Origin of the sequence: Claveliimonas sp. (assembly GCF_037273965.1) — a bacterium.
In the GTDB taxonomy this organism is placed as follows: Bacteria; Bacillota; Clostridia; order Lachnospirales; family Lachnospiraceae; genus Claveliimonas; species Claveliimonas bilis.
Map to the genome: position 1 here is coordinate 1 of NZ_JAYAZJ010000028.1, position 21,976 is coordinate 21,976.

Consider the following 21,976-nt stretch of genomic DNA (forward strand, 5'->3'; position numbering starts at 1 on the left):
TATCTTTTTCCATTATATTTTTAAACAATCTTTTTGAACATTTAGAAAATATTAAGAAAAAAAATAGTTTGACTAAGTAAAGGATAAGAGAAAGAATGAAAAAAGGATAAGAGAGATTAGGCATTACTTGTCTTAAGGCAATCATTCCCTTTTCAAATTGAGATGGAGATATAACAGGTAAAAGAGAAGATAGAATAATTAGAATAAAAAGGGCCAGACATTGAATCGCTATTATTATATATACCACATAGAATACTTTGTAAAAAAAACTTGTATACTTTTTTACCATTATATTGTGACTCCCAACACTTTTTCGTTAAATTATAATAGCCCGTTAATAAACTATATGCTCAACAGAATGTGAGCTTAACAGGGCTACGCCCCATAGTAGTACAAAGGATTGTCAGAAGACAATCCTTTGTATAATTTAAGAAATTATTACACCGCGTCCGTCAAATTCATCGTAGTAAGAATCAAGATAATATTTATGAGCACTATCTAAGAAGTACATTGCAGATACTGCCTCTCTAACAATTACAAACTGGTTCGTATCACTTAACATATAGCTGTATGTTTCATGAGTATAAACGTATTCTGAATTTCTATTGAAAAGAGCTTCAGCAATAACCAAGAGCTTAGATGGTAACTTTTCGGCTAAAACTACACCTAAAGCCATAAAGAGGAGCTGGGCAATTGTAGCGATAGGAGAACCCTTAATATATAATTTTGAATCGAAAGTCTGAGTAACCCATTCTCCTGTTGTGCCATCAGAATAAGGAATTATCCTAGCTGGTTGGGGAGATATAGTTTCTACGTTAGTTTGTCCGTCTGGAGTAGTTGTCTCTATGATAACATTTCCACCATCAATATAGGATTGTACCGTTTTGACTAAAGAACAATCACCTTGTTCATTTACGGTGTAAGTGTAGCTTGTCACATTTTGAAAAGAAGCATCTGTTTCTTCCACTACTTTATAATGCGTTCCATTTTCATCGTATGTGTATACATAGCTTCCTTCATTAAAACTTCCTTCTTCAATGGTAAGATTTTCTCTAGTTTGATTAACATCAGCGTTTTCTACGATTGGCGTCTCTTCAGCAGCCATAACAGTTGCAGGTCCGGCATAGCTAATGATACTAGATGTACACAATAATATAGCTATTGCTTTTATAATATTTTTCTTCATTCCTTTAATTCTCCTCTAATTTAATTTAGTCCGGACTAGAAGATGTTTAGATATTACTACATTTTTGTAATTACCCAATGAAGATTAAGTTAAAAAGAAGTAAAATTTTTGCGCTTTATACCTCACAAATGGCGGGGCTCCATTCTCCTAAAGCTTGCAAAAGGAAATCTTCTTGTAACTCACCTCCAACAAATAACTCTGGTGTTTTCCTTGCTTTTTTATGGGTTGCCATCTTCCATATTTATAGGAATGGACAAGTATATAGTCCGGCGGTGATATGTCAAGAGGAAAATGAATAAAAATCAATAGATTTTTGCTGGTTTTCCCTAAAAATGGGCGCACTTTACTAAGCCTTGCTATTTTCGATTTTTTAGCCGGGCGTAACTTCACCGAGAGAATACAAACCTATTTGGATCCCGATGCCCTATACAGGCTGTTGTCTTTGTGCAGTCAAACAGCAATTGAATCAGTAGAAATTGCCAATGCAGATGATATATCCTATGAAACGAATATAAAAGCAGCACAAAATATAAATGATTTAGACCTTGAAAGCATAGGAGAAAAGGTAAATATTAGCATTTCTGAAAATAGCAATGTTTTTATCAATTATTTATTCATTAATAAAACTCCATCAAAAACTACAACTTATCGTTCAGGTGATATCGATGAAATATATTCTGTTATTAGTATGGCAGTGAGAAGTGATACTACGGCTGGAGTGGATGAATCAATGGATAACGGAGATATAGCATTGTGGGGACGGATAGGAGCATGTGTTTATCATAGACTGCATAAAAGGATTTTGTCCACATAAAAATGCCAAAACTTTGGAAGCGGTTGAGGAGGAGAAGAGTCTGTTTTATGTGGCGATGACACACGCTAAGGAGAATCTTTATTTTTATGCTTATAAGCAGAGTACAGGGAGAACGGTACAGATATCCCCGTTTGTTAAAGAACAGAGAATACAAAAAATAGTATAGCACGGGTAGAAGCGGAACCTGGCTCCGTCTCTATAATAAATCACACCAAACACATAAGAATGAACTAAACATAGCAAAATTATATAGAAAAAATTTTTTAGAAAGGTAAAAGGCATAAGAGAAGAGTAGCTGTGGGAAATATTCTGCAGCTATTATATTTATCTAAATTAAAATTGTTATCCATATTTTTCCAATTAGTGTATAATGATATTTAATACAAATGAGGAGGGATATTATGGAAAGAAAATTACAAGTCTTTATTTCATCAACAAACAAGGATCTAGTTTCTGAACGCCAAGCAGCCGTAAAAGCTATTTTAGACGCTGGACATATTCCTGCTGGTATGGAGTTATTTAAAGCAGGAAATTCTCAATTAGAAACTATATATAGGTGGATTGATGATTCAGATGTCTACTTATTAATACTTGGCGGACGTTATGGATCTATCGATAAAGCTTCAAAATTAAGTTATACGCATCTGGAATATGAATACGCGTTAAGTAAGGGAATCCCTGCATTTGCTATCGTATTATCGGAAAAAATGTTAAATATGAAGGCGGCAGAGAAAACATCCAAAGAAGTTTTTGAGACAAAAAACAAAAAGAAATATCAAGATTTTAAAGCATTAGTACAAACTAAGGTAGTAAGATATGCAGATAATATTTCTGATATTGAAAAAATTATTATTAGTCAATTAAGCAACTATTTATCAAAAGATCCAGAGCAATTTGTTGGGTGGGTAAAAGGAGATAATACGATAGACAATTTTTCTGTTTTCGGATATGATAAACTAACTGAAATGTCAAGAGAACTTATTAGAGAATTGATATCCAGAAATATGCCAATTAATCTTGATGATTTCACACAGCATTTCGTGAATAATTTGTATAAGAATATGAACTTTAATGGGATTTTGGATTCAGTTGAAAGAATTATAGAATTAGATCCTATTGATGAAAAAATGCTTAAAGTAACAACTACTCAAATTCTTAATTACTCTTATTTAAACCCAGAGAAGCGTTCATTCGGACATAATTTTGCAGCTACTCAGCAACAGGCGGAGACGTTGAAAGTTGAAAAATTATTGATAAATAACATTGATTATACCTCGGAATTTAATTATGGAATTGAAAGAAATGAAAGTAGAGGGCAATTTATATATCACTTACAAAGTAATTCGATCCCCATTAATCAGATTCCTTGCAATATTTATTTTAAACAAAGATATGAGTGCCCGGCTTTAGATTTCTTCCAATCAAGCAGACTATCATTTCCATGCAAATCGTATTCGGTTACGGTAATACCTAAAGGTGATTTTCAATCTAAATATTCAATTATTGCATCTACTTTCTCATCGTTTAGTGGTATTCATTATGATGATTTTCTTGCAAGTGAATTAAAAAATTTAGGCATATGTAATCTATCTTTGCCATCATGGTCATTACCTGGAGCTGGATACGTGATAACAGTAAAAAACAAATCAGAGAATAATCATATATAAAATTGTTTGTTGATTTGAGGGGCCACTGAGATATGCTTTTTAATTATCTAAGTAGCCCCTCATTTGTTTTTATGAATAAATTACTTAAATTTGAATTTAGTTGTGCTGACCTGACAAAAGCGGATCTTAAACATGCCAACCTGAGTAGTGCATGCTTTAGTGGTGCAAACCTTTAGCAATGCAGACCTTCTAATATATGTATATGAATATTATATGTCACAGTAATGTCTTTATGTTCTAGAAAAATAGACACAACTTTAATATTGACTCCGTTTCTTAACAAAGCACTCCTCAAACTGTGTCTCAATTCATGGGGAGTACAATAAGGAATAGAACAATTTGCTCGAGACATCATTTTCTTTAAAGTCCGATTAACATTTTGTCGTGATTGAATTTTTCCTCCATTTTTTGTGATAAATACATAATCTGTATCACTATGAGCTGGGTTTAGTTTCTTTTCATATGTAATTATTTCTAAAGCCTGTGTGTTAAGCGGTACACTTCGTTTTCCGGAAAAAGTTTTTGTTGATGAGGAAATGGAAATATACTTTTTCACAGAAATATTATCACGGTCCTTTACTATTATTGATGTAGACGTGACATTTACTCGGGGAGTATTTTGTTTTAGGTCCAAATCTTTCCATTTAAGGTCAATTGCTTCATCTATACGAAGCCCTGTAAACATGATGAACATAAGTAATTTTGCATTGTTACCATATGCTGGTTCTCCCATTTTGCCACCATAGTTTTCCCCTGGAACATTAATACGCTTTGACTCTTCATATAATTTCTTCATATCATCTTCTGTCAAGAAATGAATGGTTCGTTCTTCTTTTTTAACATTATCTTTATGTGGAATTTTTATATCCTCAAAGTTCAGAGTTTCCTTAAAATATTGTTTTTTAATATCATTATTTTTTTGAGGTATTGGTTTATGGTTTTTAATCTTTTCTCTGATTTCCTTTTCAGTAGTTCCATAGAAATACTTTCCGGTAGGAGTCCGATAGTATTTATAGATCCTATTCTTTACCTCTTTTGTACCCCACGAACCTTCCCTATTTTTTTGCCAAAATCTCTCTCTTCACTTTGTTTAATCATACTAATATAATAAAAATGAGTCAATTTTGTCAGATGAAAAAAACTGAAAATTCATCCCGATCAGTTAGAGATGTAAAAAGGATAAGCAAGACTAGAAAAGATTTGCAGATATTTGCTTAAGAATATTTTAATAGAAAAATTCACAAAATAATGGTATTTAGATGAGGTTTTGAAGGAATTTTGTGAAAAATTAACTAGAAAAACCGTTTGACAAATAAGTAAGATATAGATATACTATAGCAAGCGTAAATGATAGTAATTCATTTTCCATTAAGTCAGCATAGCTCCGTCAGTAGAGCCTTCACGTGTAATGAAGAGGTGTCGGCTCAAGTCTGATTTCCAGCTTCTTATGGAAAGAGGAAAGAGACACTCTCTGATATCAGGAAGTGTCTCTTTTTACTTGTTTGGCAGGAAATTTCATTTCCTCTCAACTTATTATGCCGGAATCACTATAACGCGTCCCTGTTTTGCAAATGCAATGGAAAAACAACACAGTTCCATTGCAGCGCAGAGCTTGTCGGCGCAAGTAATGATCCAAGCTTCCCGGCTTGTGGGAAGAGGTCCCAGCGGAAACATATGTGAAAGAATTGCCAGACGTTCTTTTTCGGATATGTCAAAACGCTCAGTGCTATTTTTTGCGGCTACTTTCGGATGATAAAAGGCCTGCAGTTCCTTTACCGGCTTCGGGTCACTGAATTTGTAGAGAAAGAAATCGTGGAGAAGTCCGGCGCGGGCAGCGGCTCTTTCATCACAGCCCAGCTTTTTGGCAATTTTCCAGGAAAGATAAGAAACATTCAGACTGTGGATCAGCCTGGTCGTCCTTAAATGCTGGATATAGAGGGCAAGTTTTCGGAAATCCGCATCCTTAAGAATATCATTGACAATTGACAGATACTCTGCTGAAACATCTTCCGCTACTTTAATGTCCATCGGCACTCACTCACTTTCTTATTTATTTAAGCTCAGTATGAACTTTTCTAAGAGGAAAAGTCAATAAGTTTAATAAAAAAATAAGGAAGAAGTATGGCGGAAAGAACAGGATTGGTAGTATGATAGATAGCGTAAAGCAGAAAGGAAAAGGAGACAGGGCAATGAAAAAAATAGCATTTATCGGATTAGGGATCATGGGAAAATCCATGGCCAGAAACGTGATGAAAAAAGGATATGAACTTAATATTTATGCAAGGACCAGAAGCAAGGTGTCTGATCTGGAGCAGGAGGGAGCTGTATTTTACGAGACGATTCCGGCGTGTGTGAAAGATGCAGATGCGGTGATTACGATCGTAGGTTATCCGAAAGATGTGGAGGAAGTTTATTTTGGAGAAAATGGTATTTTGCAGAATGCGAAACAGGGAGCCTATGTCATTGATATGACAACTTCCAGTCCGAAGATCGCAGAAAAGATTGACAGAGAGGCTAAAGAGAGAGGACTTCATGCGCTGGATGCACCGGTGACGGGAGGAGACACAGGGGCAAAAGCAGGAACTCTTTCCATACTGGTGGGAGGAGCGAAGGAAGATTACGAGTCATGTCTGCCGCTGTTTGAAGCAATGGGAAATAATATTAATTATGAAGGAGCGGCAGGAGCAGGACAAAATACAAAACTTGCGAACCAGATCATGATAGCAGGAACCATATCCGGACTCTGCGAAGCCTTAAGCTATGCAAAGGCCAAGGGTCTTGATCTTCAGACTCTCCTTGATTCGGTGGCAACGGGAGCGGCGGGAAGCCGTCAGCTTGATACCCTTGCCCCCAGGATATTAAAAGGGGATTTTGCTCCGGGATTTTTTATCAAGCATTTTATCAAGGATATGAAGCTGGCTGCCAGCGAGGCGAAGAGCGAAGAGCTGGATCTGAATGTACTGGAAAGGGTGCTGGACAATTATGAAACGCTTGCAGAGGCAGGCTGTGAGGAGGACGGTACACAGGCCCTGATTAAATTTTATGAGAAATGTGAAACAGGAAAGGAAAATTAAAAGATGAAGCTTACAATTTTAGGGACCGGAAATGCAGCTGTTACGGAATGCTACAATACATGCTTTGTATTTTCAGATGGAGACAGACACTTTTTGGTAGATGCAGGGGGCGGAAATCAGATCCTGAAGCGTTTGAAAGACGCAGGAATACCGCTGTCCCAGATCCACGATATTTTCATTACTCATGAACATATTGATCATCTTCTGGGGCTGATCTGGCTCGTACGGATGATCGGGCAGAATATGAATAAAGGCAAATATGAGGGAAATTTGAATATCTATTGCCATGAAGATCTGATTCCGGTTATCAGGACGATCACTGATCTGACTATACAGAAAAAAGTAACAAAGCATATCGGAGAGAGAATCCTCCTTACTCCGGTGGCTCATGGGGAGACAAGAGAAATTCTGGACTGTCCGGTAACTTTCTTTGATATTTATTCCACAAAAGCAAAACAGTACGGCTTTACCATGATGCTTCCGGGAAATGTAAAATTTACCTGTGCAGGGGACGAGCCGTATAATGAGAAGGATTATGAGTTCGCAAAGGACAGTGACTGGCTGATGCATGAGGCGTTCTGCCTGTACAGCGAGGCGGATGAATTTGGCCCTTACGAAAAACATCACAGTACGGTAAAAGAGGCATGCCAGACAGCAGAAGAGCTGAAAATCCCGAATTTGATCCTCTATCATACCGAGGATAAGAATATCGCAAGGCGCAAAGAGCTTTATACAGAAGAAGGAAAAGAGTACTATCACGGTAATCTGTATGTGCCGGATGATATGGAAGTATTTGAATTATAATTATAAAGGAAAAGGTGAAGGAATCATAATGACCATTTCAAGAGAAATGCTGTTTCCTCTTGCATTTTACAAAAAATCTGTTTTCAATGGAAGCCGGGAAAAGATGAATTACCGGATAGAGAAGAAAGAGAACGAAGAAAAAAAAGAAGAATTTCTTCTTACTGTCTGGGAAGGACCTTTCTGTTATGATGCGACGAAGGAAGAGAAAAAGACCTTCCATTATGATTTCAGTGAAGAGGGGATGCAGAAAATTATGGAGCAGCTTAATGAGCTGTAGTAAATAAAGTATGTAGGGCAGCCGGTACAAAAGTACGGCTGCTTTTTTGCGACAAAGTCATACCCGCTTTCGATACCATCTTTCCAGAAGATTGATCAGCGAATACAACCCCATTGCCATGATACACAAAAGCACGATAGACATGAGAAGCCAGTCAAGCTTGAAGGTCTGGCTGGCGTATATGATCAGATAACCAAGCCCCTCTCTGGCAGCCAGAAACTCGCCGATGATCACTCCTACCAGACAAAGGCCGATGTTAACCTTCATGGTGCTGATGACAGCAGGAATGGAACTTGGAATGACAGCCTTTGTAAGAGCGTGAAAACGGTTTCCGTGCAGGGTGTAGATCAGTTTGATCTTTTCCGGATCCACGGTCTTGAAGGCGGTGTGAAGGTTTAATATACTTCCGAAGATCGCCACAGACATTCCGGCTACAATAATGGTTGTTGTAGTTGCGCCAAGCCATACGATCAAAAGGGGAGCAAGGGCGGATTTCGGCAGGCTGTTCAGTACCACGATGTAGGGATCCAGTACCTCAGAGAGGCGGGGACTAAGCCAAAGAGCAACTGCCATCAGAAGGCTGATGGCAATTACAAGGGCAAAACTGACAATTGTCTCATAGAGAGTTACTCCTATATGTGTAAAAATACTGTGATCTTTCAGCATATCCCAAAAACACAGTGCGATTTTTGAAGGGCTGCTGAAGATAAAAGAGTCGATCAGACCGATGTTTGCGCTGAATTCCCAGATGAACAGAAAGGCAAGCAAAAGAAAAATCCGGGAAATCTGCACGATCCGGGTATATTTTTTCTGTTTGTTCAGATAGTTTAATTGTGCAGTAGATAAATCACTCATTGCTGTTCAATTCCTTCCAGATCAGATTAAAATAGGTTTTAAATTCCGGTGCATCCCTCCGCTTCAGCGGGGTATCCTCATCCAGATGAAAGACAAGGGAGAGGGTTTGTTTGATGGACGCCGGGCGAGGGCTTAAGATAATGACTCTGTCTGCCAGCGAAACGGCCTCTGATAAATCGTGGGTTACTAAGATGGCAGTTTTCTTTTCCTTTCGTATGATCTGTCCGATATCGTCGCCGACATGAAGCCGGGTCTGATAGTCAAGAGCCGAGAACGGTTCATCCAGAAGAAGGATATCAGGTTCAAGTACAAGCGTGCGGACGAGAGCAGCCCTTTGCCGCATTCCTCCGGACAGTTCGGAAGGCCTGGAATTTTCAAACTGTTTCAGACCGTAAGTATCCAAGAGTTCGTGGGCTTTCTCTTTGGATTTTGTCGTCAGCATATGCTGCACTTCCAGCCCTAAAATGACATTGTTGTAGATAGTGCGCCACTCAAAGAGCTGATCATGCTGGAGCATATAGCCAATATTTGTTGTGCTTTCCCGGAGATATTTTCCTTTGATCTTAATCAGTCCTCTTTCGGGTTCCAAAAGTCCGGCTATCAGAGAGAGCAATGTGGATTTGCCGCAGCCGGAGGGGCCGACGACAGCCACAAATTCTCCTTCTTTCATGCTGAAAGAAATATCGGTAAGAGCCGGTGTTTCGCCATCCATTGTGTGATAAGAATAATAGATATGTTTCAGTTCTAAAATTTCTTCCATAGGAAATCCTCCGCGTATCAGCGCTGCTGTAAGTATATATTAGTTTATGCGGTCCGCGGCAAACGGTGCTTGCAACAAAGGGGAAAATACCATATACTAAGTATCAGATTCTATTAGAACAAAAAGTGAGGAAAGAGGAGACGTTCTATGAATTACCAAAGAGAGCTGGATATGCTGCTGGCAAAGCTGGAAAAAAGCGGGGAAGTTCCCAGGCTTTTGCTTCACAGCTGCTGTGCGCCCTGCAGCAGTTATGTGCTGGAATATTTAAGTGATTATTTTGAAATCACTGTATTTTATTATAATCCGAATATTTTTCCGGAAAGTGAATATACCAAAAGGATTCTGGAACAACAGACGCTGATCGGAGAGATGCAGGTAAAATATCCGATATCTTTTCTTGCAGGGCACTATGACAGGGAGAAGTTTTATAAGATGGCAGAAGGGCTGGAACACCTCAAGGAAGGTGGAGAGCGCTGTCTGAAATGCTATGAACTGCGTCTTAGGGAGTCGGCACAGATCGCGAAGAAGGGCGGATTTGATTATTTTACGACCACGCTTACCATCAGTCCTTTGAAAAATGCAGACCGGCTTAATGAAATCGGCAAGAAAATGGAAGAAGAGTATGGCGTTACGTATCTTCAGTCTGATTTCAAGAAGAAAAATGGTTATAAAAGATCCATAGAACTTTCAAAAGAATTTAACCTGTATCGTCAGGACTATTGTGGATGTGAATTTTCTCTGGCAGAGGCCCAGAAAAGAAGGAATTATGAAAAATAACTGGGTTTTTACAGGGAAATGTGTTAGAATAACGAACTATAATACAAAAGAAAGGGGATTCCACTTATGGCGCAGTTATGGGGCGGTCGATTTACAAAAGAAACAGATCAGTTAGTATATAATTTCAATGCTTCCATTTCTTTCGATAAAAAGCTGTATGCTCATGATATTGAGGGAAGCATTGCACATGTGATGATGCTGGCAAGACAAGGGGTCTTGAGTGATGCAGAAAAGGAAGATATTATAGCAGGACTTCAGGGAATCCGGTCAGATGTGGAAAAAGGAAAACTGGAGATTACAGACGAATATGAGGACATTCACAGCTTTGTGGAGGCAGAGCTGACCAGGCGGATCGGAGAGGCAGGGAAAAAGCTTCACACAGGGCGGAGCAGGAACGATCAGGTAGCGGTTGATATGAAGCTTTATACAAGAGATGAAGTAAGGCAGATGAACAGCCTGATCAAGGAAATGCTGCATACGCTGCTTTCCATCATGGAAGAAAATACGGAAACTTTTATGCCGGGATTTACCCATCTGCAGAAAGCACAGCCGATTACGTTGGCTCACCATATGGGAGCATATTTTGAAATGTTCAAAAGAGATCATGAGCGTATGGTGGATATTTGCCGCAGGATGGATACCTGCCCCTTAGGTTCAGGAGCACTGGCAGGGACAACGTATCCTCTTGATCGGGAATATACAGCGAGGCTTTTAGGATTTAGCGGACCGACACTCAACAGTATGGACGGAGTGTCAGACAGAGATTATCTGATTGAGTTTTTATCTGCCCTGTCTATGGTCATGATGCATTTGAGCCGGTTTTCAGAGGAAGTCATTATCTGGAATACGAATGAGTATCAGTTTGTGGAAATCGATGATGCATACAGCACAGGAAGCAGTATTATGCCCCAGAAGAAAAATCCGGATATTGCCGAGCTGGTACGTGGAAAGACGGGAAGGGTTTATGGCGCTTTGATGTCTCTTCTTACGACTATGAAGGGGATTCCTCTTGCTTATAACAAAGATATGCAGGAAGATAAAGAACTTGTATTTGACGCTATTGATACGGCAAAAGGATGTCTGTCCCTGTTTACAGGCATGCTTAGAACTATGAAATTCAACCGGAAGAAAATGGCGGAAAGCGCAAGGCATGGATTTACCAATGCCACGGATGCAGCGGATTATCTGGTAGGCAAAGGTGTGCCCTTCCGGGATGCTCACGGCATTGTGGGACAGCTGGTTCTGTATTGTATCGATAAAGGAATTGCCCTGGATGATATGTCCCTGGAGGAATACAGGCAGATATCTCCGGTCTTTGAGGAGGATATTTACGATGCCATCAGCATGGAAACCTGTGTCAATAAGAGAGTGACAATAGGAGCGCCCGGAAAGGCTGCTATGCAGGATGTGATCGGGAAATATAAAAAATATCTGGAAGGCTATGGGGATGACCGCATCTGACCGGACAGAGAAATAAAAGGAAAAGGAGAGAGAAAATGGAACAGAAATTAAGAGTAGGCATTTTGGGAGCGACAGGTATGGTAGGACAGCGTTTTATTTCTCTGCTGGAAAATCATCCCTGGTTTGAGGTAGTAACAGTAGCGGCAAGCCCGCGTTCTGCCGGAAAAACATATGAGGAGGCAGTGGGAGGAAGATGGAAGATGGATACTCCCATGCCGGAGGCAGTAAAAAAACTGACAGTACTTAATGTAAATGAAGTGGAAAAAGTTGCAGCGACTGTAGATTTTGTTTTCAGCGCTGTTGATATGACAAAAGAAGAGATCAAAGCGATCGAAGAGGAGTATGCAAAGACAGAGACTCCTGTGGTATCCAATAACAGCGCCCATCGCTGGACTCCGGATGTGCCGATGGTAGTTCCGGAAATCAATCCGGAACATTTTGACGTCATCGAGTCACAGAAAAAGAGGCTGGGAACAACAAGAGGATTTATTGCTGTAAAGCCAAACTGCTCGATTCAAAGTTACGCACCCTGCCTTGCTGCATGGAAGGAATTTGGTCCTAAGGAACTTGTTGTTACTACATATCAGGCGATTTCCGGTGCGGGAAAAACATTTAAGGACTGGCCGGAGATGGACGGCAATATTATTCCCTATATTGGCGGAGAGGAAGAAAAAAGTGAAAAGGAACCTTTACGTGTTCTTGGCCGGGTAGAAAACGGCGAGATTGTTATGGCAGACGCCCCGAAGATTACATGCCAGTGTGTGCGTGTCCCTGTTTTGAACGGTCATACTGCTGCAGTATTTATTAATTTTGAGAAGAAACCTTCAAAAGAGGAACTGATCGAGAAGCTGGTAAGCTTCCGGGGATTTCCGCAGGAGGCTGAACTTCCGAGTGCGCCGAAACAGTTTATCCAGTATCTGGAGGAGGACAACCGTCCGCAGGTAAGCCTTGACGTTGACTATGAGAGAGGAATGGGCGTATCTATCGGACGTCTGCGGGAGGATTCGATTTATGATTATAAATTTATCGGTCTGTCCCACAATACAGTACGCGGCGCTGCCGGCGGCGCAGTGCTGTGTGCGGAAACATTGACTGCAAAAGGATTTATCCAGGCGAAATAGTCAATTTGGGACGTAACACTTTTTAAAAGTGTTACGTCCCAAATTGCAGTTTACGGTGGGTAAAAATGTCAAATACCCTGTGCTTTTTTGTCGATTAGTCCAGAATGTCCCCTTCGATGGAGATGGTTACAACCTGCCAGGGAATCCATTTTCCGCTGTTTTTCAGCGCTTCTGCAGCAGCATGTTCGATTCCGCCGCAGCAGGGAACTTCCATGCGGACGATGGTGACATCTTTTATATTGTTATTTTTGATAATCTCTGTCAGTTTTTCGGTATAATCTACTGCGTCCAGTTTTGGGCAGCCGATCAAAGTGACTTTGCCGCGGATAAAATCCTGATGGAAGTTTCCGTAAGCATATGCGGTGCAGTCAGCGGCGATCAGAAGATGTGCGCCGTCAAAGTAAGGGGCGTTGACAGGAGCCAGTTTGATCTGTACCGGCCATTGGCGAAGCTGGGATTCCACCGGTGATGTGTTCGCTGTGCTTCTGTTGGAAGAAGTTTTTCGACTGGAAAGGTGGCGTTTCACTGCCTTTTCATCATAGGCTGCCGCTTCCCTTTCAACAAAGGAAATGGCATTAGTGGGACAGGTTGGAAGACAGTCGCCTAAGCCGTCACAGTAATCGTCGCGCATCAGCTTTGCCTTGCCGTTTACCATTTCAATGGCGCCTTCATGGCAGGCATCGGCACAAAGCCCGCATCCGTTGCATTTTTCTTCATCAATCTGAATGATTTTACGTATCATAATTTTTCTCCTTATCTTTGTATTGTATGTCGCTGCCTGACTTAGTATAGTATAAAAGAAAAAAAGAATCAGTTGCTTTTGCAACAGAAAAGAGGAAATATGGGTGATGTTATAAAAATGCTGTTGGTATCACCCTTGTTTCAGGGCATACCTGAAGAAAAAATGATGGAAGTTCTTCGGTGCCTTGATACAAGATGGGCAGACTTTGAAAAAGGACAGCAGCTTTTCAGACAGGGAACTTCTCTGAAAGCAGCCGGATTCCTGGTAGAAGGGAGCCTGTCTCTGGAGAGGGAAGATTTCTGGGGCAACAGAAGCATTCTTGCAGTCGTAAGGCAGGGGGAGATCTTCGGAGAAGTGTACGCCTGCAGGCAGGAAAAGAGGCTGAATATCAATATTACAGCTCTGGAAAAAGCCAGTGTTTTATTTTTAAATCTTGAAACAATACTTGAGAACCAAAAAGTCCCGGAGGATGTAAGGACTGTGCTCCTTGGAAATCTTGTGGGTATCCTGGCGGATAAAACATATTACATGTCACGAAAAGCGGAGTTTTTAAGTGCAAGGACAACGAGAGAAAAACTGATGAGTTATCTGTCGGCTCAGGCACAGGAGACAGGTAAGACCGAGTTTCAGATTCCTTTTAACAGACAGGAGATGGCAGATTTTTTATCTGTTGAGAGAAGTGCCATGTGCAGGGAGCTTGGCAAAATGAGGCGGGAAGGCATTGTAAGCTTTTCCAAAAAGCAATTCTGCCTGAAAGGAAAGGCAAAGGAGGAGTAAATCTTCTGGATATATTTTTGCTTTGCATGTATAATCTTAATAGAAGGAATGCGCTGCAAGGAGGAAGGAAAGCATGGAGGAAAAGAAAAATAAAAAAGAAGATATTTTGAAATACACTCAAAACAGAGAGCTGTCCTGGCTGAAATTTAATCAGAGAGTTCTGGAAGAAGCCCAGGATCCATCCGTTCCCCTTCTGGAACGAATGAAATTCGTGGCAATTTTTACGAGCAATCTGGATGAGTTTTTCATGATTCGTGTGGGAAGCCTTTTTGATATGGCAGCGGCCGATCCGAAAGCGGTGGATTCCCGTTCGGGAATGACACCGTCGCAGCAGCTGGAAAAAATTTACGAGGCAGTGGCGCCTCTTTATAAAGAAAGAGATAAAACTTACGCGGAAATTAAGAAGCAGCTTCATCCTTATGGGGTGTGCGGTCTGGATTTTAAAGAGCTGGAACAAAGTGAGAAAAAGTATGTAAAGAAATATTTCAAGGAACAGGTACTTCCCGTCCTCTCGCCGCAGATCGTGGACGCCAACCATCCGTTTCCCCATCTTTTAAATAAAGAGCTCTATGTGACTGCTATGCTGAAGCAGAACAACAGGACGATGCTGGGAATTGTTCCCATCCCTAACTTTATTTCCGACATTTTGTATCTTCCGGGACATGATATCCGCTATATCCGCATGGAAAAGGTGATCATGGAATATTTGAATCTTGTGTTCGGCCAATATGAAGTGACGGAAAAGAATTACATATGTGTTACAAGAAATGCAGATATTGCGCCGGATGACGAAGCTTTGGAGGTAAATGATGATTTCCGGTATCTGATGAAGCAGACCCTGCACAAAAGAAAAAGAATGGCAGTGGTAAGGCTGGAGATTGCAGAAAAGCTGAATGCGGAAACGGAAAAATATTTCTGTGAAAAGTTCAATATTACGAAACGGCAGATTTTCCGTACAAAGATGCCTATGAAACTGGACTATATGTTTGCCATCAGCGGCAACCTGCCGGATTCTATGAAGCGGGCGCTGATCTATCGTCCGTTTTCGCCGCAGCCTTCCGGCAGGCTGGAGGAGGGCAGCATTATGCGGCAGATCCGGAAAAAGGATGCTCTGCTTTTTTATCCTTATGAGAGTATGGAACCCTTTCTGCAGCTGATCAAGGAAGCAGCATTTGATCCGTCTGTCATGACGATCAAGATTACCATTTACCGCCTTGCCAAAAAGGCCAGACTGGTGGAGTATCTCTGTGCGGCAGCGGAGAACGGTAAGGAAGTAACGGTCCTTATTGAGCTTAGGGCAAGATTTGACGAGCAGAATAATATTGACTGGTCAGAGCGGCTGGAGGAAGCAGGATGCCGTGTGATCTATGGATTTGAAGGATATAAAGTTCATTCCAAGATTTGTCTGATCACCTATCGGCACCGCAATGAGATTCAGTATATTACTCAGATCGGTACAGGAAATTACAATGAGAAGACGGCTGCCATGTATACGGATCTTTCGTTAATGACGGCCGACAGGGAGATAGGGGAAGATGCCGCCTTGTTTTTCCAGAACATGTCCATTGGAAATCTGGACGGAATCTATCGCCATCTGATCGTATCGCCCACTTCACTGAAGCCAAAGATCCTGCAGCTGATGGATCAGGAAATACGAAAAGGGGCAAAAGGCCGGATCATTATGAAAATGAATTCCCTGACAGATGTGGATTTTATTGAAAAGGCGGCGGAAGCCTCTCAGGCAGGTGTCCGTGTAGATTTGATCGTCAGAGGAATCTGCTGTATTCTTCCGGGTATACCGGGATATACAGAGAATATTACCATATCCAGCATTGTGGGAAGATATCTGGAACATCCAAGGATCTTCAGCTTTGGAACAGGGACAGATCAGAAAATCTATATCGGATCAGCGGACATGATGACAAGAAATACAGAAAAGCGTGTGGAAGTTGCAGCCCCTGTGCTGGATCCGGATGTGAAGCGCCAGGTAAACGGATATCTGGAGGTCATGCTGGCGGATAATGTAAAAGCCAGGGTACTGCAAAAAGACGGAACATACAAAAAGAAACCGATCACGGAAAAGAGAGTCAATTCACAGGAACACTTTATGAAGTCTGCTGTCCTGGCAGCAAGGAACAAAAAGCCGGCGCCTAAAAAGCAGGGGCTGCGTGAGCGGTTTGCAAAGATATTCAGAAAATAGGAGAACAGACAGCATTTATGGGAAAAGCATTATATATTGCCGAAAAGCCAAGTGTAGCACAGGAGTTTGCCAAGGCTTTGCATCTTAAGACAAGAAGAAATGACGGATACCTGGAATCGGCAGAGGCAGTTGTGACATGGTGCGTCGGGCATCTGATCACAATGAGTTACCCGGAAGCTTATGATGAAAAATATAAGCGGTGGAGTCTTGCGACTCTGCCGTTTTTACCGGAGGAGTTCCGCTATGAGGTGATTCCCTCGGCAGCGAAACAGTATCGTATTGTAGCAGGCCTTCTGAACCGGGAGGATGTGGAAGTGATCTATGTCTGTACAGACTCGGGACGGGAGGGAGAATATATATACCGTCTGGTAGAACAGATGGCGCAGGTAAAAGGGAAGATCAGGAAGAGAGTGTGGATCGACTCCCAGACAGAAGAGGAAATCCTAAGGGGTATCCGTGAGGCAAAAGATCTGTCGGAGTATGATGATTTGTCCGCATCAGCCTATCTTCGCGCCAAAGAAGATTATCTGATGGGGATTAACTTTTCCCGTCTTCTGACACTGAAATACGGGGACAGTATTTCCCGTTATCTGAACACAAAGTATTCAGTTGTGTCTGTGGGACGGGTGATGACCTGCGTTCTCGGCATGGTAGTAAGAAGAGAACGGGAAATCCGGGATTTTAAAGAAACGCCCTTTTACCGTGTCGTCAGCACCATAAGAGCAAAAGAAGGCGGACAGACTTTCGAGGGAGAGTGGAGGGCAGTCAAAGGCTCACGGTATTTTGAATCCTTTGATCTCTACAAAGAAAATGGATTCAAAGAAGAGGCAAAGGCCAGGGAACTGGTGGACTTTCTGCAGGATCCGTCCCCTGTTTCCTGCAAGATTCTTTCCATTGAAAAGAAAAAGGAAAAGAAAAATCCTCCTTTGCTTTTTAACCTGGCGGAGCTGCAGAATGAGTGTTCTAAAAGGTTTAAGATCAGCCCGGATGAAACGCTTCGCATTGTGCAGGAACTGTATGAAAAGAAACTGGTTACTTACCCCAGGACAGACGCCAGAGTACTGTCCACAGCGGTGGCAAAAGAAATCAGCAAAAACTTAAACGGGTTGATGAAATATACGCCGGCGGTGCCCTGGCTGAACGATATTGCCAGCCGGCAAAGTTATAAGGGGCTGGCAAAGACACGGTATGTCAACGACAGCCAGATTACGGATCATTATGCCATTATTCCTACAGGACAGGGTATAAGCGCGCTAAATAGTGTGGCGCATACGGCAAAATCGGTGTATGATATTATAGTGAGGAGATTTTTGAGTATTTTTTATCCCCCGGCAATTTATCAGAAAGTGGCGATCGTCACCGAGATCAAAGGAGAGCAGTTTTTCTCCAGCTTCAAAGTCCTGGCGGAGGCCGGATATCTGGAAGTGGCAGGTGTTCCGGGACAGAAGAAGGAAAGCTCTGAAAGCGGAGAAAACGAGGAAGGGGAAGGAACCGCGGGAGAGGAATTTTTTGAGACAGTAAAATCCCTGAAAAAAGGCATGGTCCTTTCGGTGGAATCACTGGATGTGAAAGAGGGGAAAACGTCCCCGCCGAAACGATACAATTCCGGCTCACTGATCCTTGCCATGGAAAACGCCGGGCAGTTGATCGAGGACGAGGAGCTTCGCTCCCAGATCAAAGGAAGCGGAATCGGAACCAGCGCCACAAGAGGAGAGATTTTAAAAAAATTGTTCAACAACAAATACCTGGATCTCAATAAAAAGACCCAGATTGTGACTCCCACACTTTTGGGCGAGATGATCTATGACGTGGTGGATCATTCTATTCGCTCCCTTCTCAATCCGGAACTTACAGCCAGCTGGGAGAAGGGCCTCACTTACGTGGCGGAAGGGGAAATCACTTCAGACGAATATATGGTGAAACTGGAAAATTTTATCCGCACAAGAACAAGCGGAGTGCTGGGGCTGAATAATCAATATGAATTAAGGAGCTGCTATGATAAAGCGGCATCTTATTATAAAAAATCAAAAAGTAAAAAACAAAAGCCGAAAGGCGGAAATGGAGCAGAACAATGAAAGAAATGACTATTAAAGAACTGTATACTCTGGAAGAAACGATTGCAAAGGATATTTTTGAGGGAGCAACCTATCCATGGGAAGTCCTTCCTAAAATCGGATCCTTTATCAAAGAACTTGGAGAGACACTTTCCAGCGAAGAGTATGATAAGGTGGGAGAAGATGTCTGGATCGCGAAATCCGCAAATGTATTTGAGTCTGCATATATTCACGGACCTGCCATTATCGGGAAAAATGCGGAAGTGCGTCACTGTGCTTTTATCCGCGGCAACGCTATTGTCGGAGAAGGAGCAGTTGTGGGCAATTCTACAGAGCTGAAAAATGTAATTTTATTTAATAAGGTACAGGTGCCCCATTACAACTATGTCGGAGACTCTATTCTTGGGTACAAAGCTCATATGGGAGCAGGATCCATCACATCAAATGTAAAATCCGACAAAAAGCTGGTTGTGATCAAGACGCCGGAAGGACCTGTTGAGACCGGATTGAAAAAATTCGGCGCCATGCTGGGGGATGAAGTAGAAGTTGGATGCGGAACCGTATTGAATCCGGGAAGTGTGGTAGGAAGCCATACAAACATTTATCCTTTGTCTTCTGTACGGGGATTCGTTCCGGCAGGAAGCATTTATAAAAAGCAGGGAGAAGTTGTAGAGAAGCAGTAAACACCGAAGGAGGTGGAAGGCTGTGAAGAAAAGGACCGCGGGGAAAATAAGGAAAAGGAAACGGAGCAGAGTTTTTGCGGCGGCGTTTCTGGCAGGAATCGTGGCCTGCCTGTCAGGATGTGCGGCTCCAAAGTCGGGAGGGCTTAGTTCCAGTAAAAATTTTCAAAGCGGAGAAATACTGTCTGTAAACCAGAAGGATGAAAAAGTGGAAATCCTGCTTTCAAAAAGCGGCGAAACAGTCAGTCTTGATTTTTCTGAAATGGAGGAATCTGGCGGGGCGGATTTGAAAGAAGGAGATTATATCTATTACAGTACCTGGGGAAATACGCCGGAAAAACTGGACGTCATAGAAAAAACTGCTCCATATACACTGAATTATGAGGTGGGGAGCGGGGAAATTGTATCTATTGATACAGAAGAGATGATAATGACCGTGAAGCTTGACCGCGGAATGGAATTTTACGATGACAGTACAGCTGTCCTTGATTACAGCTGCAGTACCGGATGGCTGAAAAACAACAAGGACTTTGAAGTAAATCCGGGAGACAGTATTTACTATTCATTTTTTGACGGAAAACCGGAAGAAATCTATTGCATCGAACGTATCGTTTCGGAAGAAGCGTAAACAGACTGTTGCTTTGTGTGGATAAAATGTCAAAGACAGCAGAGTTTTGCGGAACAGAAGGGGCATGTTGCAAATAGTTCTGTAAATTGTTATTATTATGAGTGGAATGAAATACCGTATCACGCATAACAAAGGACACAGGAGCTTAGGTACAGAAGAATAGATTGATGGAGGTACAAGATGAGAGTTGCAATTATTACAGCAAATACAGCAATATACAGAGGAAAGGAAGAGGATGCAGCGGGAAAAGTGATCCAGAAGATCATTGAAAAGGAAGGACACACCATTGTATTTCAGAAAGCCCTTCCCTGTGACAGACAGGTTTTGTCTACTGTCATGCAGAGAATGGCGGACGGACATTTGACAGACCTGATCCTGACAACAGGAGGAGCAGGATGCAATGCAGGGGACTGCACGCCGGAGGCGACAATGGATGTAGTGGACCGGCCGGTTCTTGGTATACCGGAGGCGATGAGAGCTTATACTATGAAGCTGACGAAGCGTTCCATGCTCAACAGAAGCGCGGCAGGGATCAGAGGAGATGTTATGATCGTAAATCTTCCCGGTAAAGCCGGAGCGGTTAAGCAGTGTCTGGAATATCTGCTTCCGGAAATTACGCATGCAGTTGAACTGATCCAGAAGACTCCGGAAGAGTAAGAGATGAGAAAAGCCCAGGCAGGAATGGAAGAATAGATGTAGCAGGAGGGGAGTATGCAGGATATGAAAATTACGTATATCGGACATAGCGGATTTGCAGTCAGATGGGATGGACATGCAGCTGTGTTTGACTATTTTCAGGGAGAAGTGCCCGAGTTTGAGAAAGACACGAAAATCTATGTTTTTGCCAGCCATGCACACTACGATCATTTTCAGCCGTGTATTTTCGAATGGGCGTCAAAATATCCTGATATCACCTACATTTTATCCAGCGATATCAAATACAGGATGCCGGAAGAGATTTCAGCAGAGCAGGTGTATTATATGAAACCGGGCCGGCGTCTGGAGTTGGAAGAGGATTGTCCGGTGGCAGTGCGTACTCTGAAATCGACAGATGAGGGAGTGGCATTTTTGATCCGGATCGGCGAGAGAATTATCTATCATGCAGGTGACCTGAACTGGTGGCATTGGGAGGAGGAATCCCCAAGATACAATAAACTGATGATGCAGAGCTATCAAAGAGAGATTGAAAAGCTGGAGGGGCGTCATATTGATGTGGCTTTTGTTCCGGCAGATCCAAGACAGGGAGAACAGTATTATTGGGGACTTGACTGGTTTATGAAACATACGGATACAGCCAATGTATTTCCTATGCATAACGGGCAGGAACATGAGGTTTATGAAAGGCTGATGGCACAGCCGGAGACGGAAAGCTACCGGGAACGCATTATGCATATTACCGGGAAAAACCAGATATTTGAAGTGGCGTTCCCAGAAAATGGGACTGCCCGGACAGAATAGGAGTGGCATAACATGCAGGTAAAGATATATACAGATGGAGCGGCCAGAGGGAATCCGGACGGGCCGGGAGGCTACGGGGCAGTCCTGGAATATGTAGATACGAAGGGACAGCTTCATACAAAGGAACTTTCTAAGGGATATAAGAAAACGACAAATAACAGGATGGAACTGATGGCAGTGATCGCAGCGTTGGAAGCACTGAACCGGCCCTGCAGTATCGAACTTTATTCAGACTCCAAATATGTGGTGGATGCTTTCAATCAGAACTGGATCGGCGGATGGCTGAAAAAAGGCTGGAAGAGGGGAAAGAATGAGCCGGTAAAAAATGTGGATCTCTGGAAGCGGCTCCTGAAGGCAAAAGAACCTCATCAGGTACAGTTCATCTGGGTAAAAGGACATGACGGACATCCGCAGAATGAAAGGTGCGATACTTTGGCCACATCGGCAGCAGATGGAGACAATCTGATCGAAGATACCGGGCTTGAAGTATAAGATTTGGCTTTACAGAAATTTTATTATGTGATAAAATCGAAAATCGTGGAAGTAAAGTATAACAGGTAATCGCGGCTGCAATCGCCGAAAGGCGGCAGGTGAGGAAAGTCCGGGCTTCACAGGGCAGGATGCCGGATAACGTCCGGTGG

Annotated in this window: 25 protein-coding genes; 18 read left to right on the forward strand and 7 right to left on the reverse strand. The window is 42.2% G+C overall.

Going from position 1 to position 21,976, the window contains the following annotated elements; translation table 11 throughout:
* Both WJ238_RS00970 and WJ238_RS00975 read right to left on the reverse strand, forming a co-directional pair.
* Positions 1-289, reverse strand: a 289-nt coding sequence (locus tag WJ238_RS00970) for a hypothetical protein (RefSeq protein ID WP_337605913.1), incomplete at its 3' end; no start/stop codon positions are given.
* 138 nt (positions 290-427) lie between these two features.
* A complete protein-coding gene (locus WJ238_RS00975; protein WP_256194429.1) occupies positions 428-1,186 on the reverse strand; it encodes a hypothetical protein in 759 nt (252 codons plus the stop codon).
* Between the two features lie 313 nt (positions 1,187-1,499).
* On the opposite strand from WJ238_RS00975, the gene WJ238_RS00980 reads away from it, so the two are divergent.
* The 4 genes from WJ238_RS00980 to WJ238_RS11935 all read left to right on the forward strand — a co-directional run bounded on the left by WJ238_RS00980 (position 1,500) and on the right by WJ238_RS11935 (position 3,843).
* Positions 1,500-2,000, forward strand: a complete 501-nt coding sequence (locus tag WJ238_RS00980; protein ID WP_337605914.1) for a hypothetical protein — start codon at positions 1,500-1,502, stop codon at positions 1,998-2,000.
* Positions 1,960-2,166, forward strand: a complete 207-nt coding sequence (locus tag WJ238_RS11930) for a 3'-5' exonuclease (RefSeq protein ID WP_524536978.1) — start codon at positions 1,960-1,962, stop codon at positions 2,164-2,166. The genes WJ238_RS00980 and WJ238_RS11930 overlap by 41 nt, the downstream gene beginning before the upstream one ends.
* 235 nt (positions 2,167-2,401) lie before the next feature.
* Positions 2,402-3,667, forward strand: a complete 1,266-nt coding sequence (locus tag WJ238_RS00985) for a DUF4062 domain-containing protein (protein ID WP_337605915.1) — start codon at positions 2,402-2,404, stop codon at positions 3,665-3,667.
* A 71-nt stretch (positions 3,668-3,738) separates the two neighbouring features.
* Positions 3,739-3,843, forward strand: a complete 105-nt coding sequence (locus WJ238_RS11935; RefSeq protein ID WP_524536979.1) for a pentapeptide repeat-containing protein — start codon at positions 3,739-3,741, stop codon at positions 3,841-3,843.
* Here WJ238_RS11935 and WJ238_RS00990 read toward each other — a convergent pair.
* Both WJ238_RS00990 and WJ238_RS00995 read right to left on the reverse strand, forming a co-directional pair.
* On the reverse strand, positions 3,840-4,478 hold the full coding sequence (locus WJ238_RS00990; RefSeq protein ID WP_337605916.1) for a tyrosine-type recombinase/integrase: 639 nt from the start codon (positions 4,476-4,478) through the stop codon (positions 3,840-3,842). The genes WJ238_RS11935 and WJ238_RS00990 overlap by 4 nt on opposite strands.
* Positions 4,479-5,200: 722 nt before the next feature.
* Positions 5,201-5,695 carry an HD domain-containing protein gene (locus WJ238_RS00995; RefSeq protein WP_337605917.1) on the reverse strand — a complete coding sequence of 165 codons (495 nt, stop codon included), beginning with the start codon at positions 5,693-5,695 and terminating at the stop codon, positions 5,201-5,203.
* 161 nt (positions 5,696-5,856) lie between these two features.
* Here WJ238_RS00995 and WJ238_RS01000 point away from each other — a divergent pair, with 161 nt between their 5' ends.
* From WJ238_RS01000 to WJ238_RS01010, 3 genes are read left to right on the forward strand one after another with little or no spacing between them, the layout of a single operon-like run.
* Positions 5,857-6,741: an NAD(P)-dependent oxidoreductase gene (locus WJ238_RS01000; RefSeq protein WP_337605918.1), complete on the forward strand. Its 885-nt coding sequence runs from the start codon at positions 5,857-5,859 to the stop codon at positions 6,739-6,741.
* A 3-nt stretch (positions 6,742-6,744) separates the two neighbouring features.
* Positions 6,745-7,545 carry an MBL fold metallo-hydrolase gene (locus tag WJ238_RS01005; protein ID WP_230106332.1) on the forward strand — a complete coding sequence of 267 codons (801 nt, stop codon included), beginning with the start codon at positions 6,745-6,747 and terminating at the stop codon, positions 7,543-7,545.
* A 28-nt stretch (positions 7,546-7,573) separates the two neighbouring features.
* Positions 7,574-7,822, forward strand: coding sequence for a hypothetical protein (locus WJ238_RS01010; protein ID WP_337605919.1), 249 nt, complete (start codon positions 7,574-7,576; stop codon positions 7,820-7,822).
* Between the two features lie 57 nt (positions 7,823-7,879).
* Here the strand turns inward: WJ238_RS01010 and WJ238_RS01015 are convergent, their stop codons facing one another.
* On the reverse strand, positions 7,880-8,677 hold the full coding sequence (locus WJ238_RS01015) for an ABC transporter permease (RefSeq protein ID WP_230106330.1): 798 nt from the start codon (positions 8,675-8,677) through the stop codon (positions 7,880-7,882).
* Positions 8,670-9,437, reverse strand: a complete 768-nt coding sequence (locus tag WJ238_RS01020) for an ABC transporter ATP-binding protein (RefSeq protein ID WP_230106329.1) — start codon at positions 9,435-9,437, stop codon at positions 8,670-8,672. The genes WJ238_RS01015 and WJ238_RS01020 overlap by 8 nt, the downstream gene beginning before the upstream one ends.
* Positions 9,438-9,584: 147 nt before the next feature.
* Here WJ238_RS01020 and WJ238_RS01025 point away from each other — a divergent pair, with 147 nt between their 5' ends.
* The 3 genes from WJ238_RS01025 to asd all read left to right on the forward strand — a co-directional run bounded on the left by WJ238_RS01025 (position 9,585) and on the right by asd (position 12,796).
* Positions 9,585-10,214 (forward strand): epoxyqueuosine reductase QueH, encoded by a 630-nt coding sequence (locus WJ238_RS01025; RefSeq protein ID WP_316264419.1) that lies wholly within the window; start codon positions 9,585-9,587, stop codon positions 10,212-10,214.
* Positions 10,215-10,280: 66 nt separating this feature from the next.
* Positions 10,281-11,675 (forward strand): argininosuccinate lyase, encoded by a 1,395-nt coding sequence (gene argH / locus WJ238_RS01030; protein WP_256194420.1) that lies wholly within the window; start codon positions 10,281-10,283, stop codon positions 11,673-11,675.
* Between the two features lie 35 nt (positions 11,676-11,710).
* Positions 11,711-12,796: an aspartate-semialdehyde dehydrogenase gene (asd, locus tag WJ238_RS01035; RefSeq protein WP_230106326.1), complete on the forward strand. Its 1,086-nt coding sequence runs from the start codon at positions 11,711-11,713 to the stop codon at positions 12,794-12,796.
* 94 nt (positions 12,797-12,890) lie between these two features.
* On the opposite strand, the gene WJ238_RS01040 is transcribed toward asd, so the two are convergent.
* The gene (locus tag WJ238_RS01040) at positions 12,891-13,538 is read right to left on the reverse strand and encodes an ATP-binding protein (protein ID WP_316268749.1); all 648 of its coding nucleotides are present in this window, start codon (positions 13,536-13,538) and stop codon (positions 12,891-12,893) included.
* Positions 13,539-13,637: 99 nt separating this feature from the next.
* Here WJ238_RS01040 and WJ238_RS01045 point away from each other — a divergent pair, with 99 nt between their 5' ends.
* From WJ238_RS01045 to rnhA, 8 genes are all read left to right on the forward strand, one after another.
* Entirely contained in the window at positions 13,638-14,315 is a 678-nt protein-coding gene (locus tag WJ238_RS01045) for a Crp/Fnr family transcriptional regulator (RefSeq protein ID WP_316268751.1), read from the forward strand.
* A 73-nt stretch (positions 14,316-14,388) separates the two neighbouring features.
* Entirely contained in the window at positions 14,389-16,515 is a 2,127-nt protein-coding gene (gene ppk1, locus WJ238_RS01050) for a polyphosphate kinase 1 (protein WP_316268753.1), read from the forward strand.
* A 17-nt stretch (positions 16,516-16,532) separates the two neighbouring features.
* Complete coding sequence (locus WJ238_RS01055; RefSeq protein ID WP_256194412.1) at positions 16,533-18,590, forward strand: DNA topoisomerase; 2,058 nt, start codon at positions 16,533-16,535, stop codon at positions 18,588-18,590.
* Complete coding sequence (locus WJ238_RS01060; RefSeq protein ID WP_230106321.1) at positions 18,587-19,252, forward strand: LbetaH domain-containing protein; 666 nt, start codon at positions 18,587-18,589, stop codon at positions 19,250-19,252. The genes WJ238_RS01055 and WJ238_RS01060 overlap by 4 nt, the downstream gene beginning before the upstream one ends.
* 22 nt (positions 19,253-19,274) lie before the next feature.
* The gene (locus tag WJ238_RS01065) at positions 19,275-19,877 is read left to right on the forward strand and encodes a hypothetical protein (RefSeq protein WP_316268756.1); all 603 of its coding nucleotides are present in this window, start codon (positions 19,275-19,277) and stop codon (positions 19,875-19,877) included.
* A 180-nt stretch (positions 19,878-20,057) separates the two neighbouring features.
* Positions 20,058-20,534, forward strand: coding sequence for a MogA/MoaB family molybdenum cofactor biosynthesis protein (locus WJ238_RS01070; RefSeq protein WP_230106319.1), 477 nt, complete (start codon positions 20,058-20,060; stop codon positions 20,532-20,534).
* Positions 20,535-20,588: 54 nt separating this feature from the next.
* Complete coding sequence (locus WJ238_RS01075; protein ID WP_316268758.1) at positions 20,589-21,335, forward strand: MBL fold metallo-hydrolase; 747 nt, start codon at positions 20,589-20,591, stop codon at positions 21,333-21,335.
* Between the two features lie 12 nt (positions 21,336-21,347).
* Positions 21,348-21,827, forward strand: a complete 480-nt coding sequence (gene rnhA, locus WJ238_RS01080) for a ribonuclease HI (RefSeq protein ID WP_256194405.1) — start codon at positions 21,348-21,350, stop codon at positions 21,825-21,827.
* The last annotated feature ends 149 nt before the right edge of the window (positions 21,828-21,976 follow it).

Bases quoted from the DNA above. Each gene is read 5' to 3' on its own strand.
- argH (WP_256194420.1), top strand. From the start codon at position 10,281: ATGGCGCAGTTATGGGGCGGTCGATTTACAAAAGAAACAGATCAGTTA.
- WJ238_RS00995 (WP_337605917.1), bottom strand. From the start codon at position 5,695: ATGGACATTAAAGTAGCGGAAGATGTTTCAGCAGAGTATCTGTCAATT.
- WJ238_RS01075 (WP_316268758.1), top strand. From the start codon at position 20,589: ATGCAGGATATGAAAATTACGTATATCGGACATAGCGGATTTGCAGTC.
- WJ238_RS00985 (WP_337605915.1), top strand. From the start codon at position 2,402: ATGGAAAGAAAATTACAAGTCTTTATTTCATCAACAAACAAGGATCTA.
- WJ238_RS01070 (WP_230106319.1), top strand. From the start codon at position 20,058: ATGAGAGTTGCAATTATTACAGCAAATACAGCAATATACAGAGGAAAG.
- WJ238_RS01045 (WP_316268751.1), top strand. From the start codon at position 13,638: ATGGGTGATGTTATAAAAATGCTGTTGGTATCACCCTTGTTTCAGGGC.
- WJ238_RS01025 (WP_316264419.1), top strand. From the start codon at position 9,585: ATGAATTACCAAAGAGAGCTGGATATGCTGCTGGCAAAGCTGGAAAAA.
- WJ238_RS01040 (WP_316268749.1), bottom strand. From the start codon at position 13,538: ATGATACGTAAAATCATTCAGATTGATGAAGAAAAATGCAACGGATGC.
- WJ238_RS11935 (WP_524536979.1), top strand. From the start codon at position 3,739: ATGAATAAATTACTTAAATTTGAATTTAGTTGTGCTGACCTGACAAAA.
- WJ238_RS01015 (WP_230106330.1), bottom strand. From the start codon at position 8,677: ATGAGTGATTTATCTACTGCACAATTAAACTATCTGAACAAACAGAAA.
- WJ238_RS01000 (WP_337605918.1), top strand. From the start codon at position 5,857: ATGAAAAAAATAGCATTTATCGGATTAGGGATCATGGGAAAATCCATG.
- ppk1 (WP_316268753.1), top strand. From the start codon at position 14,389: ATGGAGGAAAAGAAAAATAAAAAAGAAGATATTTTGAAATACACTCAA.
- WJ238_RS01005 (WP_230106332.1), top strand. From the start codon at position 6,745: ATGAAGCTTACAATTTTAGGGACCGGAAATGCAGCTGTTACGGAATGC.
- asd (WP_230106326.1), top strand. From the start codon at position 11,711: ATGGAACAGAAATTAAGAGTAGGCATTTTGGGAGCGACAGGTATGGTA.
- WJ238_RS01060 (WP_230106321.1), top strand. From the start codon at position 18,587: ATGAAAGAAATGACTATTAAAGAACTGTATACTCTGGAAGAAACGATT.
- WJ238_RS01055 (WP_256194412.1), top strand. From the start codon at position 16,533: ATGGGAAAAGCATTATATATTGCCGAAAAGCCAAGTGTAGCACAGGAG.
- WJ238_RS01020 (WP_230106329.1), bottom strand. From the start codon at position 9,437: ATGGAAGAAATTTTAGAACTGAAACATATCTATTATTCTTATCACACA.
- rnhA (WP_256194405.1), top strand. From the start codon at position 21,348: ATGCAGGTAAAGATATATACAGATGGAGCGGCCAGAGGGAATCCGGAC.
- WJ238_RS00975 (WP_256194429.1), bottom strand. From the start codon at position 1,186: ATGAAGAAAAATATTATAAAAGCAATAGCTATATTATTGTGTACATCT.
- WJ238_RS01010 (WP_337605919.1), top strand. From the start codon at position 7,574: ATGACCATTTCAAGAGAAATGCTGTTTCCTCTTGCATTTTACAAAAAA.